14 protein-coding genes are annotated in these 15,447 nt (G+C 44.3%); 8 read left to right on the top strand and 6 right to left on the bottom strand.

All coding sequences use genetic code 11. The features are described from left to right. Positions 1-454: 454 nt before the first annotated feature. The 5 genes from NST34_RS07255 to NST34_RS07275 are packed head-to-tail and all read left to right on the top strand — an operon-like array spanning position 455 to position 6,246. Positions 455-1,285: an amidohydrolase family protein gene (locus NST34_RS07255; RefSeq protein ID WP_341127472.1), complete on the top strand. Its 831-nt coding sequence runs from the start codon at positions 455-457 to the stop codon at positions 1,283-1,285. Next, entirely contained in the window at positions 1,282-2,778 is a 1,497-nt protein-coding gene (locus NST34_RS07260; RefSeq protein WP_341127473.1) for a tagaturonate reductase, read from the top strand. Before NST34_RS07255 ends, NST34_RS07260 begins: the two co-directional genes overlap by 4 nt. Then, a complete protein-coding gene (locus NST34_RS07265; RefSeq protein WP_341127474.1) occupies positions 2,771-4,264 on the top strand; it encodes a UxaA family hydrolase in 1,494 nt (497 codons plus the stop codon). The genes NST34_RS07260 and NST34_RS07265 overlap by 8 nt, the downstream gene beginning before the upstream one ends. Next, the gene (locus NST34_RS07270) at positions 4,264-5,202 is read left to right on the top strand and encodes an aldo/keto reductase (protein ID WP_341127475.1); all 939 of its coding nucleotides are present in this window, start codon (positions 4,264-4,266) and stop codon (positions 5,200-5,202) included. Before NST34_RS07265 ends, NST34_RS07270 begins: the two co-directional genes overlap by 1 nt. Positions 5,203-5,229: 27 nt before the next feature. Beyond that, positions 5,230-6,246 (top strand): zinc-binding alcohol dehydrogenase family protein, encoded by a 1,017-nt coding sequence (locus NST34_RS07275; RefSeq protein WP_341129515.1) that lies wholly within the window; start codon positions 5,230-5,232, stop codon positions 6,244-6,246. Positions 6,247-6,487: 241 nt separating this feature from the next. Here NST34_RS07275 and NST34_RS07280 read toward each other — a convergent pair whose 3' ends face one another. Then, positions 6,488-7,930, bottom strand: a complete 1,443-nt coding sequence (locus tag NST34_RS07280; RefSeq protein ID WP_341129516.1) for a DHA2 family efflux MFS transporter permease subunit — start codon at positions 7,928-7,930, stop codon at positions 6,488-6,490. 294 nt (positions 7,931-8,224) lie between these two features. Between NST34_RS07280 and NST34_RS07285 the strand changes: the two genes are divergently transcribed. Beyond that, positions 8,225-8,806 carry a TetR/AcrR family transcriptional regulator gene (locus NST34_RS07285; protein WP_341127476.1) on the top strand — a complete coding sequence of 194 codons (582 nt, stop codon included), beginning with the start codon at positions 8,225-8,227 and terminating at the stop codon, positions 8,804-8,806. 70 nt (positions 8,807-8,876) lie between these two features. Here NST34_RS07285 and NST34_RS07290 read toward each other — a convergent pair whose 3' ends face one another. The 3 genes from NST34_RS07290 to NST34_RS07300 are packed head-to-tail and all read right to left on the bottom strand — an operon-like array spanning position 8,877 to position 11,901. Then, positions 8,877-10,142 carry an ABC transporter substrate-binding protein gene (locus NST34_RS07290; RefSeq protein ID WP_341127477.1) on the bottom strand — a complete coding sequence of 422 codons (1,266 nt, stop codon included), beginning with the start codon at positions 10,140-10,142 and terminating at the stop codon, positions 8,877-8,879. A 38-nt stretch (positions 10,143-10,180) separates the two neighbouring features. Continuing rightward, entirely contained in the window at positions 10,181-11,020 is an 840-nt protein-coding gene (locus NST34_RS07295; RefSeq protein WP_076298168.1) for a carbohydrate ABC transporter permease, read from the bottom strand. Beyond that, positions 11,020-11,901 carry a carbohydrate ABC transporter permease gene (locus NST34_RS07300; RefSeq protein ID WP_341061457.1) on the bottom strand — a complete coding sequence of 294 codons (882 nt, stop codon included), beginning with the start codon at positions 11,899-11,901 and terminating at the stop codon, positions 11,020-11,022. Before NST34_RS07300 ends, NST34_RS07295 begins: the two co-directional genes overlap by 1 nt. Before the next feature lie 175 nt (positions 11,902-12,076). Between NST34_RS07300 and NST34_RS07305 the strand changes: the two genes are divergently transcribed. Both NST34_RS07305 and NST34_RS07310 read left to right on the top strand, forming a co-directional pair. Beyond that, on the top strand, positions 12,077-12,541 hold the full coding sequence (locus NST34_RS07305; protein ID WP_076284345.1) for a VOC family protein: 465 nt from the start codon (positions 12,077-12,079) through the stop codon (positions 12,539-12,541). 2 nt (positions 12,542-12,543) lie between these two features. Further along, on the top strand, positions 12,544-13,242 hold the full coding sequence (locus NST34_RS07310) for an SDR family oxidoreductase (protein WP_341127478.1): 699 nt from the start codon (positions 12,544-12,546) through the stop codon (positions 13,240-13,242). A 192-nt stretch (positions 13,243-13,434) separates the two neighbouring features. Here the strand turns inward: NST34_RS07310 and NST34_RS07315 are convergent, their stop codons facing one another. Next, a complete protein-coding gene (locus NST34_RS07315; protein WP_042185906.1) occupies positions 13,435-14,442 on the bottom strand; it encodes a FecCD family ABC transporter permease in 1,008 nt (335 codons plus the stop codon). Then, entirely contained in the window at positions 14,439-15,446 is a 1,008-nt protein-coding gene (locus NST34_RS07320) for a FecCD family ABC transporter permease (RefSeq protein WP_076284343.1), read from the bottom strand. Before NST34_RS07320 ends, NST34_RS07315 begins: the two co-directional genes overlap by 4 nt. Position 15,447: the final 1 nt, after the last annotated feature.

The raw sequence follows: 15,447 nt of genomic DNA on the forward strand, positions 1-15,447 counted from the left end.
AAATATTAGAGTAATACCGTAAGAATTTGAACAATTTTAAGAGTAGCTGTAAGTATAATGCTTATGTACAAGCGGCGAGCTTGGATATCTTAATATAAGATAGGGGTTGTCACTATGATACGGAAAAGAATGCAATTAAGCTACTATTCAGTACTCTAGCTGTGGGATTAAGTGTAATCGCTTTCGTCGAAGAGTGAAAATCGGAGCCAGCATATCTGCGTAACTTCTTTTTTTTTCACTAAGCAATGAATCAATATTAAGGGGAGTAGCCGAAAGAATAACTCACAAGAACCACCTGACACCTTTAGTATGATCGTCCAGCAGAGATATGAACTGAGGGCATTAGGTTTTCTAATCTAATTATATATCAAAAAAGAGTACAAATATGATTATAATAGCAATTAAATTCTAATATTTGCTTTCGTATAATAAGGGTGAAGAGAGGGGGATCAGAATGCGAATTGATGCTCACCAGCATTATTGGCGTATTGAACGTGGTGATTATGGTTGGATAACACCTGATATTAATATGCTTTATAGGGATTTCATGCCAGAAGACCTAGCTTCATCTTTAAGTAAACATGAACTGAATGGAAGTATTGTTGTACAAGCGGCGCCTACATTAGATGAGACGGATTTCATCTTAGAACTTGCTGAGAAAACGGAATCCATACTGGGTGTGGTGGGATGGCTGGATTTGTTTGATCCTGCTCATCAACAACACTATGACCGATTCCGTGAATACACCAAATTTCTTGGATTTAGAATCATGATTCAAGAAATGTCTGACTCCAGTTGTATATTGGATCCAAGGTTTATTACGGCTTTACAAGGGTACGCAGACAGAGATGTACCTATAGATTTATTAGTGTTATCCGATCAATTGGAGCATACTGTACAACTGCTTCAACAGGTTCCGAACTTACGTGGCGTAATTGATCATTTGGCTAAACCGAAAGTTAAGGAAGGGGAAATGGACAATTGGTTGAGAGCGATGCAAGAAATTTCCTGTTTTCCTAATATGTATTGCAAACTATCAGGAATCGTGACGGAAGGCAATCATTCGAAATGGAAGCCAGAGGATTTTAAACCTTACATTCATTCTGTCTTAGAGCTATTCGGACCTAACCGGGTGATGTTCGGTAGTGATTGGCCTGTTTGCTTAATGGCAGCAGATTATGACGAAGTCATTCAACTGTTACAAGAGTCTATACCTACTAAATGGGGAGATCAGGAGCGTGCTAATCTGTTCGGTTGGAATGCAAAGGAGTTCTATAAACTATGAAATCATTAAGTAGTGAGATGTTAACTGCAGAGAATCGTGAAGTATTGGAAGCTGTTAAAGCTGCTCCAGTGACGATATTACAAATTGGAGAGGGTAACTTCTTACGTGGCTTTGCCGATTGGATGATTCATACTTGTCGTTCATGTGGATTATTTGCAGGAAGTATCGCGGTAACACAACCTAGACCCGCAGGGAAAGGGCAGATTGAGAAGCTTGCTTCGCAGGACGGTTTATATACCTTGGTCACACAAGGATTGGAGGACGGTAGTCCGATAAAACGCATCGAAACGATACAAGTCTTCTCACAAGTCTTTGATCCTTATTCGGAATGGTCACGGCTAATTGATCTTGCAATAAGTGAGGACCTTAGAATCATCATATCCAATACAACAGAAGCTGGACTCGTATATAACCCTGAAGAGTTAACAGAGAAGGAACCTATCTTATCGTATCCAGGTAAAATTGCCTACCTATTATATGAACGTTATAAAGCTTTTCAAGGTGCTCATAATCGTGGTCTCATTATGATTCCTTGTGAATTAGTAGAACGGAATGGAGATGTTCTTAAGTCAGCAGTGCTTCGATATGCGCAAGATTGGCATTTGCCAACAGCCTTTCAGGAATGGGTTAAGGATCATAATCGATTCTTGAACTCTCTAGTCGATCGAATTGTGACTGGGTATCCAGATAATACACAAGCTGAAGCTTACTTTGCAGAATTGGGATATAAGGATGCGATGCTATGTACCACAGAGCCTTATCATTTATGGGCCATTGAAGCTGAACCAGAAATGGAAGAGATACTTCCATTCCGTAAGGCAGGACTTAATGTGCATTGGACAAATGATCTAACTTCATTCCAACTGCAAAAGGTGCGAATTCTTAATGGTGCTCATACTTGGATGGCTCTAATTGGTACACTGCATGGAGTAGAGCATGTAAGAGAACTGCTGGAGCATCCTCAGCTGGGAGAAATGGTTCAAAGTTTGGTGTTGAATGAAATCCTTCCGACTTTGCCTTATGAGGAATCACAATTGAAAGAATATGCGAAGAATGTTTTTGACCGTTTTGGGAATCCATTTATTCGGCATCGGCTTGCAGATATAGCCATGAATACGATTAGTAAATTCAAAGTTCGTCTACTGCCTACATTTACTCATTACAATGCATTAGATGAACAGGTGCCCTCTCGATTAGTTTTAGGTTTAGCTGCACTGATTCGCTTGTATCAAGTAACGAAAATGGAGCATGGCGTGTATGAAGGCTTAACATTGAGTGGGGAAATATATGTAGTTCGGGATGATGAAAAGGTTCTGGATCGATTCGCAGAGTATTGGAATGGTCGATCTGAAGGGATATCTCTTTATGAGATAATTAATGAAATTCTCTCTGATGAGGTGCTATGGGGAGAAGATTTGTCAGTATGGAGCGGGTTAGTTGAAAACGTGAAAGAACAATTTGAGTATCTTGAACGAGGTGGAGTTTATGAATGATTGGGTTCGTTTGTCGGAGAAAGATCAGGTTGTGATCGCACTACGACCTCTAGCATCAGGTGAAAGCATTCAGCTCGAGGATGATCAGATTCTAGTTGTACAAGAAGACATCCCAAGCGGTCATAAAATTCTAACTGCTTCCGTTAAGGCTGGACAGAGTATTTATAAATTTGGTTATTCCATAGGTAAAGCCAAGATGGATATTCCACTTGGATCGTGGGTACACACACATAATTTAGTAACTGGATTAGGTCCGATACTAAACTATAGCTATGAGCCAGATCGTGCTACAAAGCATGAGCCTATGAATGACGTACGGACATTCCAGGGGTATGTCCGAACTAATCGTGAAGTTGGTATTCGTAACGAGATATGGATCATTAATACGGTTGGATGTATAAATAAAACATGTGAAGCATTGGCCAAACGTGGGAATGATCTATGCGACGATAACATAGATGGTGTGTTCCATTTTGCTCATCCCTATGGTTGCTCACAACTTGGAGACGATTTGCAATATACTCAGAAATTGCTCGGTTCTCTCGTAAATCACCCTAATGCTGCTGGGATACTTGTTGTTGGTCTAGGCTGTGAGAATAATGGTATAGAGTCCTTTAAACAGAGTATTGGGGAATACGATCCTCAGAGAGTGAAATTTATGAGCTCCCAAGTAGAAGAGGATGAGCTTAAGAAAGGATTGCAGCTCATTGATGAATTGATTACTTATGCTAGAACTTTTAAGAGGGAGTCAGTACCTGTCTCTAAGCTGAAGCTGGGCTTGAAATGTGGTGGTTCAGATGGCTTTTCTGGTATTACGGCTAATCCTCTCGTAGGGACTCTTTCAGATCGTCTAATTGCTGCAGGTGGTACAGCAATACTAACCGAAGTTCCAGAAATGTTCGGAGCGGAGACGATTCTAATGAATCGGGCGGCTAATGAAGCGGTGTTCGAGAATATTGTTAGGCTGGTTAACGATTTCAAACAGTATTTTATCCTACATGGACAAGAAATTTATGAGAATCCTTCACCGGGAAACAAGGCTGGAGGGATCAGCACACTTGAGGAGAAATCATTAGGCTGTACCCAGAAGGGCGGTCGAGCAATTGTTAATGATGTTGTAAAGTATGGTGATCGTGTCAGCAAAAGTGGACTTAATCTTCTTGAGGCGCCAGGAAATGACTTGGTTTCCGTAACTGCATTATCGGCTGCTGGGGCTCATATCGTATTGTTCACAACAGGACGCGGTACTCCATTTGGTGGTCCTGTCCCTACAGTAAAGATTGCAACGAATTCGGACTTGGCAAGGCATAAAAAGAACTGGATTGATTATAACGCTGGTCAATTGTTAGAGGAGAAGTCAATGTTTGAGATGACCGATGAATTGTGGCATCAAATCATTGACATAGCCTCAGGAGAGCGTAAGACGAATAACGAGCGTAATGGTTTTCGAGAAATAGCTATTTTTAAAGATGGGGTGACTCTTTAATGAAATATCGTAAATTAGGTAAAACCGGTCTGGATGTCTCCGTACTTAGCTTTGGTGCTTCTTCGTTGGGTTCGGTCTTTCATCAAACGGTTGATAGCGAGGCTATTAAAACGGTCCATGCGGCCATTGACTCTGGTATCAACTATATCGATGTCTCTCCTTACTATGGGTTAACCAAAGCCGAGAGTGTATTAGGTAAAGCTATTCAAGATATTTCGCGTGATAAGTTTCTACTGTCTACAAAGGTAGGACGTTACGGAGAGAATGTTTTCGACTTTACAGCAAAGAGAATTGTCGCAAGCTTGGAGGAAAGCTTAGTTCGCCTGAACACCGATTATATTGATTTGTTATTCCTGCACGACATTGAGTTTGTACCCGCTGAGATTATTTTTGAAGAGGCTGTTCCTGCGCTTCAACAACTAAAGGCTGAGGGCAAAATTCGTTATACAGGCATATGTGGATTACCATTAGAATTGTTTGAATTCATACTTCCGAAGGTAGATGTAGACGCTATCATTTCTTACTGCCATTACTCTTTGAATGATACTTCGCTATTAAGCTTACTACCATTGTTGAAATCACTAGGTACAGGTCTCGTTAATGCTTCACCATTGTCTATGGGGCTGCTAAGTACACGTGGAACGCCGGATTGGCATCCTGCTAGTCAGGAGCTAAAAGCGACATGTAAGCTGGCTGCACATTTCTGTGAATCACAGGGGGCAGATATTGCAAAGCTAGCCGTTCAATTTTCCATAGCGAATGAGATGATTCCTACCACACTCGTAAGCACAGCGAATCCAGCGAACATCGTGAATAATGCAAACTGGACAGACGAACCAATAGATGAAGAGCTACTCAAGAAAGTACAGGAAATACTTGCACCAATTCGCAATGAGACTTGGGTGAGTGGAAGAGCGGAATATAATAGAAATATTTAATTCTAAGAAGAAGGGACGATGAAAAATATGAAAGGCATAGTATGTGATAGAATCGGCTCTTTTCAATACCATGACGATTTACCAGAACCAGAGATGAAGACGGGGGAAGCGATCGTTCGGATAAAAAGAATCGGTATATGTGGTACTGATATGCACGCATTCAAAGGTAATCAACCATTCTTTACTTACCCGCGAATATTAGGCCACGAATTATCTGGTATTATCGAGCGAATCAGTGACAATGAAGCTGGACTAGTTCCTGGAGATCAGGTTGCCATAATCCCTTACATGTATTGTGGGACATGTATTGCTTGTCGTAATGGAAAAACAAACTGTTGCAAGTCCATGCAAGTGTTTGGTGTACACATCGATGGAGGAATGCGGGAACGTGTTTCCATTCCGGTCACTCACTTAAAACGGACAGAAGGTTTGTCATTGGATCAGTCAGCCCTGTTAGAGCCATTTGCAATCGGTGCTCACGCGGTTCGGAGAGCTAATCTGATGCCAGGTGAAACCGTACTGGTTATTGGTGCTGGACCTATAGGTCTGGGTGTAATGGCATTTTCTAAGTACGCCGGGGCAAAAGTGATCGCTATGGACGTGAATAAAGAACGTCTTGAGTTCTGCCGATCATGGGCGAACGTCGATCATATCGTTAATGCACTAAACGGACCAAAGGAGCAACTAGAGGTGATTACGAACGGGGATTATCCTACCGTTGTATTTGATGCTACCGGGAATATGAATTCGATGGAAGGGGCGTTTGGATACGTAGCTCATGGAGGGTCATTAGTTTATGTAGGGCTCGTGAAGAGTGAGATTACTTTTAATGATCCTGAGTTTCACAAACGTGAAATAACGTTAATGGGTAGTCGTAATACAACACTCGAAGATTTTGATCAAGTATTTGATGCTTTGAAAAGTGGTATGATCGATATCGAAAGATTTATTACACATCGTGCTTCTTTCGATAATATGGTTGGCGAATTCGAGGGGTGGCTAGATCCAGCTTCTAAGGTTATTAAGGTAATAGTAGAGCTATAATGTTCTAGATTTATATAATGATAAACAGAAACTCTGGCTAATGAGTATAAGAATATCAAGTACAACAGCCCTTTTGTGACGATTATATTAGAAGTTAACCAAACTACCCTATAGAGAAATGAATCAAACTTATTAGGATAATAGTTGTTTGTATTGTCAGATTAAAAAAGAGATCAGCGATGATTTACATCGCTGATCTCTTTTGCAGGTTACTTAAAATAGTACTAATTGCTTCTATATATTAAGCTTCTTTAGCAATAATTTTTTTGAGCTTCACTTCGGGTTCTTGCTCCGGATCAGGCGCTTGCCCAACACGTTTAATGAAGAAAGAGAGCAGCAGACCGAGAACACCGATGCCCACAATAACTAGATAGGAATCATTGATACCTTGGATAGAGGCTTCCATGAGCATATGTTCCTTTGTTCCGGTCAGTGTGCTGCCTGCAGCCATCATATCATTCATATGCGTTGTAGTACGGCTTGTCATTACGGTGACGAGTAAGGAAGTTCCCACTGCGCCAGCCACTTGTCGAATGGTATTCGAAATTGCTGTACCGTGCGCACTAAGCTTGGAGGGCAATTGATTTAACCCTAAAGTTTGTATTGGCATAAGGAGCAGAGCCATACCGATCCGGCGGCCTGTTGACATATATACCAGATACATGTAACTGGTTGAGTCCGTTAAATTAACAAAGCTTAGCGTAGTTGCAATTGTAATCAGTAGACCGATAATAGCGAGCCACTTTGCCCCGAACCGGTCGAACAGCTTTCCGGTTACCGGCATCAATAGACCCATAATGAGCGCACCAGGAAGCAGCAGTAAGCCGGATTCCATCGCTGTAAAGCCACGGGCATTTTGCAGATACAGAGGCAGCAGCATCATATCTGCATACATCACAATTGTAACTGCGATACTGATGACAGTTGTTAAGGAGAACATACTGTATTTGAAGGCCCGAAGATCAAGCAGCGGGTTTTGGGAAGCTAGTTGCTTCCAAGCGAATAAGCCAAGGGAAAGGACACCCAATCCAAGAGACAACAGTACTTCCGCGCTTGACCAGCCTGCGCTGGCAGCACGGCTGAAGCCATACAGCAAGGTGCCAAAACCGATAGTAGAAAGAACTACGCCAACAATATCCAGCTTAGGATAGATGCGCTCCGATACATTTCTCAAATAAATAAATCCACATATGATTACAATGACGGTCAAAGGAATCATGCTATAGAACATAGTCTCCCAAGAATAATGCTCCAAAATATATCCGGCCAGAGTAGGTCCAATCGCAGGTGCGAAAATAATAGCTAACCCTACCATCCCCATGGCAGCCCCTCTTTTTTCAGGAGGGAACAGGGTCAAAATAACATTTGTGAGCAGTGGCATGATAATTCCAGCACCAGCTGCCTGAATCATACGCCCGGTCAGCAGAATAGGGAAGTTAGTTGCGAGAGCCGAGACGATCGTTCCAGCTAAAAATATAAACATGGAAGCTTGAAAAAGCTCTCGCGTCGTAAACCGTTGCATCAAATAAGCTGTAATTGGGATTAGAACACCATTAACCAGCATATAGCCTGTTGTCAGCCACTGAGCGGTAGCAGCCGAGATATTAAAATCATGCATTAACTCCGGTACGGCAACGCTCATTACAGTCTGATTCAGTGTCGCAAGAAAGGCGCCCAAAATCATAATGAATAAGATGGGTCCCTTTTTTACGGAACTGCTTGTTACTTCTGTCTTTGTACTCACTCCACTCCATCCTTTCAAATCGTTGATCATGGACTAAATTTACAGTGTGTTGTATAGTTTACAATGCATGAATTAGATTATAAATGAAATTTTCATGTAATCAAGCAACGATTTGCAAAAAAATGTAAAATAGTTTACATTCGTTTTAAATTTGTAGTGTTTTCTCATTAAAAAACAACAATTATTTAAAAATTGTAGTTTACGATATGAAAGTTAAAGATTGGAGAGAGTAAGATGAATAACACAACGCAACGTACAGATCCCCGGGTACTTCGTACACGTCAATTGCTTAGAGATGCTGTGATTGAATTGCTTGAGGAAATGGATATTGAGAAAATATCAGTAAACCGTATTGCAGAGCGGGCTAAAATCAATCGTGTTACTTTTTATCTGCATTATCGGGATCTCCCGGATATGTTGGAAAAGATGGCGGATGAAATGGTGGAGGACATTTTACAAGTGGTCAACAACGATGACAACGATCACGAATCGGTTGAAGAAGAGAATTTGAGGATACTAGAGAGTCTGCTTAAGCATATTGCGGAAAATGCCAAATTCTATAAAGTGATACTCACATCGAAAAGAAGCCCTATTTTTACAGACCGTCTGTTCAACTTGATGGCGGAAATCATCTCTGCACACCAGGAGAAAAAGGAGGGTGCTGCTGAGCATTCCAAGATGCCCATACAGAAGGACATTGCCGTTTGGTACGGTTCAGCAGCCCTAATTGGCACGGTTATTTCTTGGCTTCGAGATGACATGCCCTATACGCCAGTGTATCTTGCCAGACAAATTAGTCTGCTGCGTGCGAACTAGTCAAATGAATACGATCGTAAAGAAAAAGCCGTGCATCGCTGCGCGGCTTTTGATGTACAGAGCGGGTAACTCACTGCACACTGAGATTATCCCAGTTGACTTGGAATTCCTTCAGCATGCCTTCTTTGGTCAGCTTGCCACCGAGATACCCTTGGATGCTGCTGGATAATTCCTGCGGCATCCCGTTCGGCAGACGGGTCCAGTTCCAGGTCAGCGCTTGATCCTTATCGGTATAAGCCAGCACCTCGGCGCCCAGCGCTCCAAGATCTTCTTCGGTGCCCTTAATGCTGTCGAGCGCAGGGATGAACTGGAATTCCTTAGTGATATACTTTTTCCCGGTCTCGGAGGTGACCAGCCAATCCAAGAAGACCTTGGCTTCCTCCTTAACGGGGGAGTTTTTATTGATCACCCAATTGCTTGGCACGCCTACATACAGCTTGTCATTGTCTTCGGGGGTGTCGTCAATGGGCATTGGTAGGATACCCAGATTTAGATTAGGATCGATGCCGTCGATCTGTCCTTGCGTCCAGTTACCCTGCTGCATCATCGCGGCTTCTCCGCTCGCTACCATCGTGACTTGGGTATTATAGTCGGTGGAGAGTGGATTTTTGTTGCCGTACTCTACAGTAAGGTCCAGCAGGTCGATCCATTTGGAGAAAACCGGGTCTCCCGCGAAAGTTTTGGTGCCGTCCGTAAGCCCGGCGATAAATGCTTCGGGATCTGGCTGCTGGGCGAAAGCTACGTTCACATTATGATTGCCGAGCACGAACCATTCCTGATATCCATTTGCAAAAGGTGTGATGCCCGCTGCCTTTAACTTCTCGGAGGCTTCGCGCAGAGCGGTTAGAGTTAGGGGGTTCTCGGTGATGCCTGCTTTCTTAAACAGGTCCTTATTATAGATGAAGCCGTATCCTTCGAGATTCATCGGCATGCCATAGAGCTTGCCATCTGCGGTCATCTGTTCTGCTGCTAGGGGCTTTACATCCTTGGCCCAAGCTTCACCGCTTAAATCCTCCAGATATTCCATCCACATATCACGTTCATTGTTGCCGCCAATGGTGAAGATATCAGGTTCATCTCCTGATGAGAACTTGGCGCGTAGGGAGGCGCCATAATCGGTCCCGCCACCCACGCTTTGCACCTCCAGCTTAATATCGGGGTGTTCCTTTTCAAATTCAGTCTTAAGCGAAGCTAGTGCTTCAGATATTTCAACCTTGAACTGGTAGATATGCACGGTTTTAACTCCATTCGCATTGTCGCTATTATCTCCGCAACCGGCTGTCAGAGCAGCCAGCAGCAGGGAGCATGCGAGGAGAATTCCACGTTTGGTTCTCATATTCATTCATCCTCTCTGGCTGAAAATAACATGTATCGTTAGCCCTTTACAGAGCCTTGGGCAATGCCTTCAATAATATATTTTTGCATCGCTAGGAAAAAGATGACCACGGGCGTAATCCCGAGCACAAGTCCCGGAAGTGCCAAATCCCATTGCTTCGTATATTGTCCGAAGAAGCTATAAGTGGCGATGGGAATGGTGCGAAGCACCGGGTCCTGCAGAATAAGCGAAGGCATCAGGTAATCGTTCCAGATCCACAGGGTATTCAGAATAATGACAGTGACAATAATCGGCTGCATGAGCGGAAGCACAATCCGGAAAAAGGTACCATAAGGACTGTTGCCGTCTACTCTCGAAGCCTCCTCAATATCAAGAGGTACCGATTTGACGAAGCCATGGAATAGAAACACAGTCATCGGGGCGCCAAATCCAAGATACGCTAAAATCAAACCTGCGGTTGAATCCATGACACCCAGACCGCTAACCACTTGCACCAGCGGGATCATGATCGCCTGAAACGGAATAACCATAGCGGCCACTAAAGCAATATAAAGTATGCGGTTATATAAGCTGTTATTGCGGACCATTTTGTAAGCGCACATAGAGCAGAGGAACGCTAGCAGAATATTACTAATCACCGTGATAATAAAAGAGTTCATAAAGGCACGAGGAAAATTGATAGCTTTCCAAGCTTCGGCGTAGTTGCTCCACTGGAATACAGAGGGCAGCGCAGCGGAATCCGAAAGAATCTCACTATAGCTCTTAACCGAGTTAGCTAGCAGAAAGTAAAACGGTACTAGGAATAGAAGGCCCAGCAGGATCACAATTACTTCGACGAGAAGCAATGGCACATTGAATTTCTTGGCGGTAGTCTCCATTACAGCTCCACCTCTCTTTTCTTGGTTGCTCTAACCTGTAGCAGGGAGATTACGGCCACAATGACGAAGAAAATCATCGCTTTCGCGGAGCCCATCCCGAATCGGCTAATAGTATAGGCCTCATTGTAAATATTCAACGCTACAGATTCAGTAGCTTTGAAGGGACCACCCTTGGTCAGCGACAGGTTAAGGTCGAACAGCTTAAACGACCAAGAGATAGAAAGGAACAGACAAACGGTTACAGCTGGCATAACCAGCGGGATGGTGACATGGCGTAAAGCCTGAAAGCGTCCGGCACCATCCACTTTTGAGGCTTCAATCAGGCTTTTGGGAACGTTGTTGATTGCAGAAATGTAGATGACCATTAGGTACCCTGCATTTTGCCAGACAAATACGATCACAATCGCCCAGAAAGCTGTCCCTCCGGTGCCCAGCCACGGAAGATTAAAGAAGGACCAGCCCGTAGCCTGTCCAATCGAGGAGAATCCTCTGACAAAAATAAACTGCCAGATGAACCCGAGCAATAGCCCACCAATGACATGAGGGACAAAAAATACCGTTCTCAGAACATTGCGCGTGAACAGCTTACGGGTCAGCACATAAGCGAGTGCGAAGCCGAGCAGATTGGTCAGTACCAGGCCAAATAAAGTGAACTTCGCTGTGAACCAGAATGAATGAAGAAAGGAAGGGTCCTTTGTGAAGATATGTAGATAATTCCGGAGTCCGGTCCACTCCACATCACGTGAGATTCCGTTCCAACTGGTAAAAGAATAATAGAGTCCTAAAAAGAAAGGAATCAGCACAATCATAAAGAAAAACAAGGAAGTCGGCCCGACAAAAACAAACTGCTGCATCAGGCGTGATCTTTTTCTATGGTCCATCGTTCCTCACCCCTTTTTGTTAATGTAAACTTTTCATTCTATAACCGGATTGGTGATTAAGCGAAACAAACATACTTGAAATTATCGTTGCTCAGAATGATTTCAACACAGGCTTGACAGCCCTTTCAAAGAATCGGTATGGTGGACTTGTCAGACTAATAGGAGGTTGATGCGCATGTCAGGATTGCTTGGTAATTTTGTTACGCAGATTGGAATATTGGTGAATGATGTGGAGAAGGTAAGTACGGCATATGCGGAGTTTTTTGGACTCGAAAAGCCGGAAATTATCGTTACAGATACAGAAGATATTGCGCAGACCCGGCATAATGGCGTGGCTACGCAGGCGCGGGCTAAGCTAGCTTTTTTTGATATGGGCTCTTTACAGCTGGAATTGATTGAACCGGATCATGAGCCGAGTACGTGGCGGGATTACTTGAATGAACATGGTGAGGGGCCTCATCATATTGCTTTTGTAGTTGAAGGAATGAAAGAAAAGATAATGCTGCTAGAAGGCAAAGGCTTCCCACTCCAGCAAAAGGGTGAGTATACCGGGGGGCGTTATGCTTATATGGACACTTTCAAGGAGTTAAAAGTAATTGTGGAGCTGCTAGAGAACGATAAGGATAACGGGGAGGAATAACTATGAATATTATCATTACAGGTGCTGGACGTGGACTGGGTTATGAACTGGCGGCCGAAGCGCTGAAGCGGGGCTATGGAGTTATTGCTGGGGTTCGCCGGCCCGATCAGGAACAAACAGCGCTATCGAAGCTTGCTGAAACCTATGGAGAGAAGCTAACCATCGCTGCGCTGGACGTGACGGACGAGGCAGGAATCGCGGCACTGGCTGCGAGTCTACAAGAACAAGGTCGGACCCTCGGTGCCATTATTAATAATGCGGCGGTACTCAACGCTCGGGATACATCGATTGAAGCGTTGGATTTCCAAGATATGCTTATAACGATGGATATTAATCTGTATGGACCGATACGAGTGGTTAAGCATTTCCTGCCGCTACTTACGGAACCCGAATGCTCGATCATCAATATATCGTCGGAAGCAGGAAGTATCACCAATGCTTATCCGAACGACTATCCTTATGGCATTTCCAAAGCGGCGCTCAATATGTTCACACAGCAGCTGCATGTCTATGTAAAAGAACGTGGGATTCAAGTGCTCAGCGTGCATCCGGGGTGGATGCAAACCGATATGGGCGGGGCAGAGGCACCGACAAATCCAAATCAAAGTGCCGAGGGGATCCTTGACCTGATCGAGAAGCGAACTACACCGGAAGGTCATTTCATGTTTGTAGATTATACGGGTAAGGATATGAAGATTTAGGTGATATATAGGCTGAACTAAAGTTGCGAACAAAAAGCTCAGTAGTCACTGCGGTGAATCATTGGACTTCCTGCCGTTGTTGTCCCCAGATTTCTTGATTGAACCGCTCGTAGCGGTGGAAATCTGGGGACAAAGCGGTCAGTAGAAAGAACCTCGGTAATTGTGCCGAGGTTCTTTTGTCTAAACAACTGCTTATTTCTTAAGTAATAAATAAGCGAAATAAGGTACGCCGATTAGCGACACCATGATCCCTGCCGGAATGCCGTCAGGATCGACGAGATTGCGGCCAACGGTGTCCGCGATCAGAAGTAGCCAGCCGCCCAGCAATACAGCGACGGGAATAAACATCTGATTACGCGGGCCGACTAGCGATTTGGCAATATGTGGAGCCATCAGTCCGATGAAGGCGATCCCGCCTGTGACGGAAACCGCGGAGGCGGAAGCTGCAACTGCCGTGAGAATCAGAACGATACGTTCACGTTCGAGATTCAGCCCGACACCAATGGCAGAGACTTCACTTAGGCTGAGCAGGTTGAGTCGCTGTGATTTGTACAGGGTAAAGGGAACTAGTAAGATCAACCAAGGCAGTAAAGCCCAAATGAATGGCCAATCTGTACCCCATATATTCCCTGCGATCCATTTTGCAATAAAATCTACCTTGGCACGATCCGCGGACGAAATGATCACGATCATAACGCCAGACAACGCTAGGGAGAACCCTACCCCAACGAGCACCAATCGAACAGGATCAAGCCCCTTAGTCCGACTATATGAAAATAGATAGATTAATGCTGCTGTAAGTAATGCCCCTATAAAAGCAACCAGCGGCAGCGCATAAATGAATGATCCAGCGCTAACCGGGAAAAAAAGAAAGAAAACAGCGACAGCCACACCCGCACCAGAGTTGATACCAATAATACCGGGGTCGGCTAAATCGTTTCGTGTAACGCTTTGCAGAATGGAACCGGATAACGCCAAGGCCATGCCTGCCAGCAGTGTAATCAGAATCCGCGGCAATCTTACAGAGAATAATACAAAGTCCTCTTTAAAGGTTCCATGCCCGAACAGAACCGGAAGCAGTCTGTCAAAAGATAGGGAAGAGTATCCGATTCCCATGCTGACGATAGCTGTTAGCAGAATCAAACCGGTGCATACACATAGGATAATACGTTGCTTTCGCACGGGTGCAGAGGAAATCATGAGAGTGTTTTACCTCCTTTCCGAACAACAAACAAGAAGAAAGGTAGCCCAAGCATAGCTACGACGGCGACCACTGGCGTCTCATAAGGTGCATGGATTGTCCGTCCAATTGTATCCGCGAGAAGCATGAACGATGCACCCGTAAAGATCGATATCGGCAAAATATACCGGTAATCGGTACCGACAATCTTACGGACAATATGCGGAATCATCAGCCCTACAAAAGCCATATCCCCAATTAGAGCGACCGATGCTCCAGTCAGCAGAATAATAAGAGTGAATAGAATCCCTTTAACCACAGCAAGATTTTGTCCTAATCCGATGGCTACCTCGTCACTTAAGCTAAGAATGGTTAACTGGTTTGAAAATATTAATGCCACCACGATGCCGATGATGATCACAGGTGCAATAGCCTGAAGCTGGCCCCAGGTTGTGCCGATCAATCCACCCGCTGTCCACATGGATACATCCTTGGATATTTTGAAGGCAATGCTTACACCACTTGCGATAGCATACAGAAAGGCAGATACCGCTGCACCGGCGAGTACGATTCGAATCGGAGAGAAGCCACCTTGGCGCACAGAACCTAGAACAAGCACTAGCACGGCTCCTAGGGCAGCGCCAAAAAAACAAGCAATCATGGTACCAAAATAATTCAGTCCCGGCAGAAATACAAACGTAAGAGCCAGCGCCATATTCGCGCCCGAGGTCAGACCGAGCAGGCCTGGGTCGGCTAATGGATTGCGTGTAACCCCCTGCATGATAGCACCGGATACGGCAAAGGCAGCACCGATCAGCATGGCGGCGAGTTCGCGAGGTAGCCGGATCTCACGCAGAATAAGGACATTGTCTGCCTTTGAATTAGAGGTGATGGCAAGCCACAGATCATTGAAAGTGGTTTCTTTAGCCCCGAATAGCATAGCAATCACGAGGCATATAACCATTACCAGCACGCTACCAAGCAGCTTATATAAAAATGGAATGGAAGTTTGCTTCGTAGTCATT

The sequence above is a fragment of the Paenibacillus sp. FSL H7-0714 genome (genome assembly GCF_038003765.1).
In the GTDB taxonomy this organism is placed as follows: Bacteria; Bacillota; Bacilli; order Paenibacillales; family Paenibacillaceae; genus Paenibacillus_AQ.

Excerpts from the sequence above, each read along its gene's own strand:
- NST34_RS07255 (WP_341127472.1), top strand. The coding sequence starts at position 455 with ATGCGAATTGATGCTCACCAGCATTATTGGCGTATTGAACGTGGTGAT.
- NST34_RS07260 (WP_341127473.1), top strand. The coding sequence starts at position 1,282 with ATGAAATCATTAAGTAGTGAGATGTTAACTGCAGAGAATCGTGAAGTA.
- NST34_RS07265 (WP_341127474.1), top strand. The coding sequence starts at position 2,771 with ATGAATGATTGGGTTCGTTTGTCGGAGAAAGATCAGGTTGTGATCGCA.
- NST34_RS07270 (WP_341127475.1), top strand. The coding sequence starts at position 4,264 with ATGAAATATCGTAAATTAGGTAAAACCGGTCTGGATGTCTCCGTACTT.
- NST34_RS07275 (WP_341129515.1), top strand. The coding sequence starts at position 5,230 with ATGAAAGGCATAGTATGTGATAGAATCGGCTCTTTTCAATACCATGAC.
- NST34_RS07280 (WP_341129516.1), bottom strand. The coding sequence starts at position 7,930 with ATGATTTTGGGCGCCTTTCTTGCGACACTGAATCAGACTGTAATGAGC.
- NST34_RS07285 (WP_341127476.1), top strand. The coding sequence starts at position 8,225 with ATGAATAACACAACGCAACGTACAGATCCCCGGGTACTTCGTACACGT.
- NST34_RS07290 (WP_341127477.1), bottom strand. The coding sequence starts at position 10,142 with ATGAGAACCAAACGTGGAATTCTCCTCGCATGCTCCCTGCTGCTGGCT.
- NST34_RS07295 (WP_076298168.1), bottom strand. The coding sequence starts at position 11,020 with ATGGAGACTACCGCCAAGAAATTCAATGTGCCATTGCTTCTCGTCGAA.
- NST34_RS07300 (WP_341061457.1), bottom strand. The coding sequence starts at position 11,901 with ATGGACCATAGAAAAAGATCACGCCTGATGCAGCAGTTTGTTTTTGTC.
- NST34_RS07305 (WP_076284345.1), top strand. The coding sequence starts at position 12,077 with ATGTCAGGATTGCTTGGTAATTTTGTTACGCAGATTGGAATATTGGTG.
- NST34_RS07310 (WP_341127478.1), top strand. The coding sequence starts at position 12,544 with ATGAATATTATCATTACAGGTGCTGGACGTGGACTGGGTTATGAACTG.
- NST34_RS07315 (WP_042185906.1), bottom strand. The coding sequence starts at position 14,442 with ATGATTTCCTCTGCACCCGTGCGAAAGCAACGTATTATCCTATGTGTA.
- NST34_RS07320 (WP_076284343.1), bottom strand. The coding sequence starts at position 15,446 with ATGACTACGAAGCAAACTTCCATTCCATTTTTATATAAGCTGCTTGGT.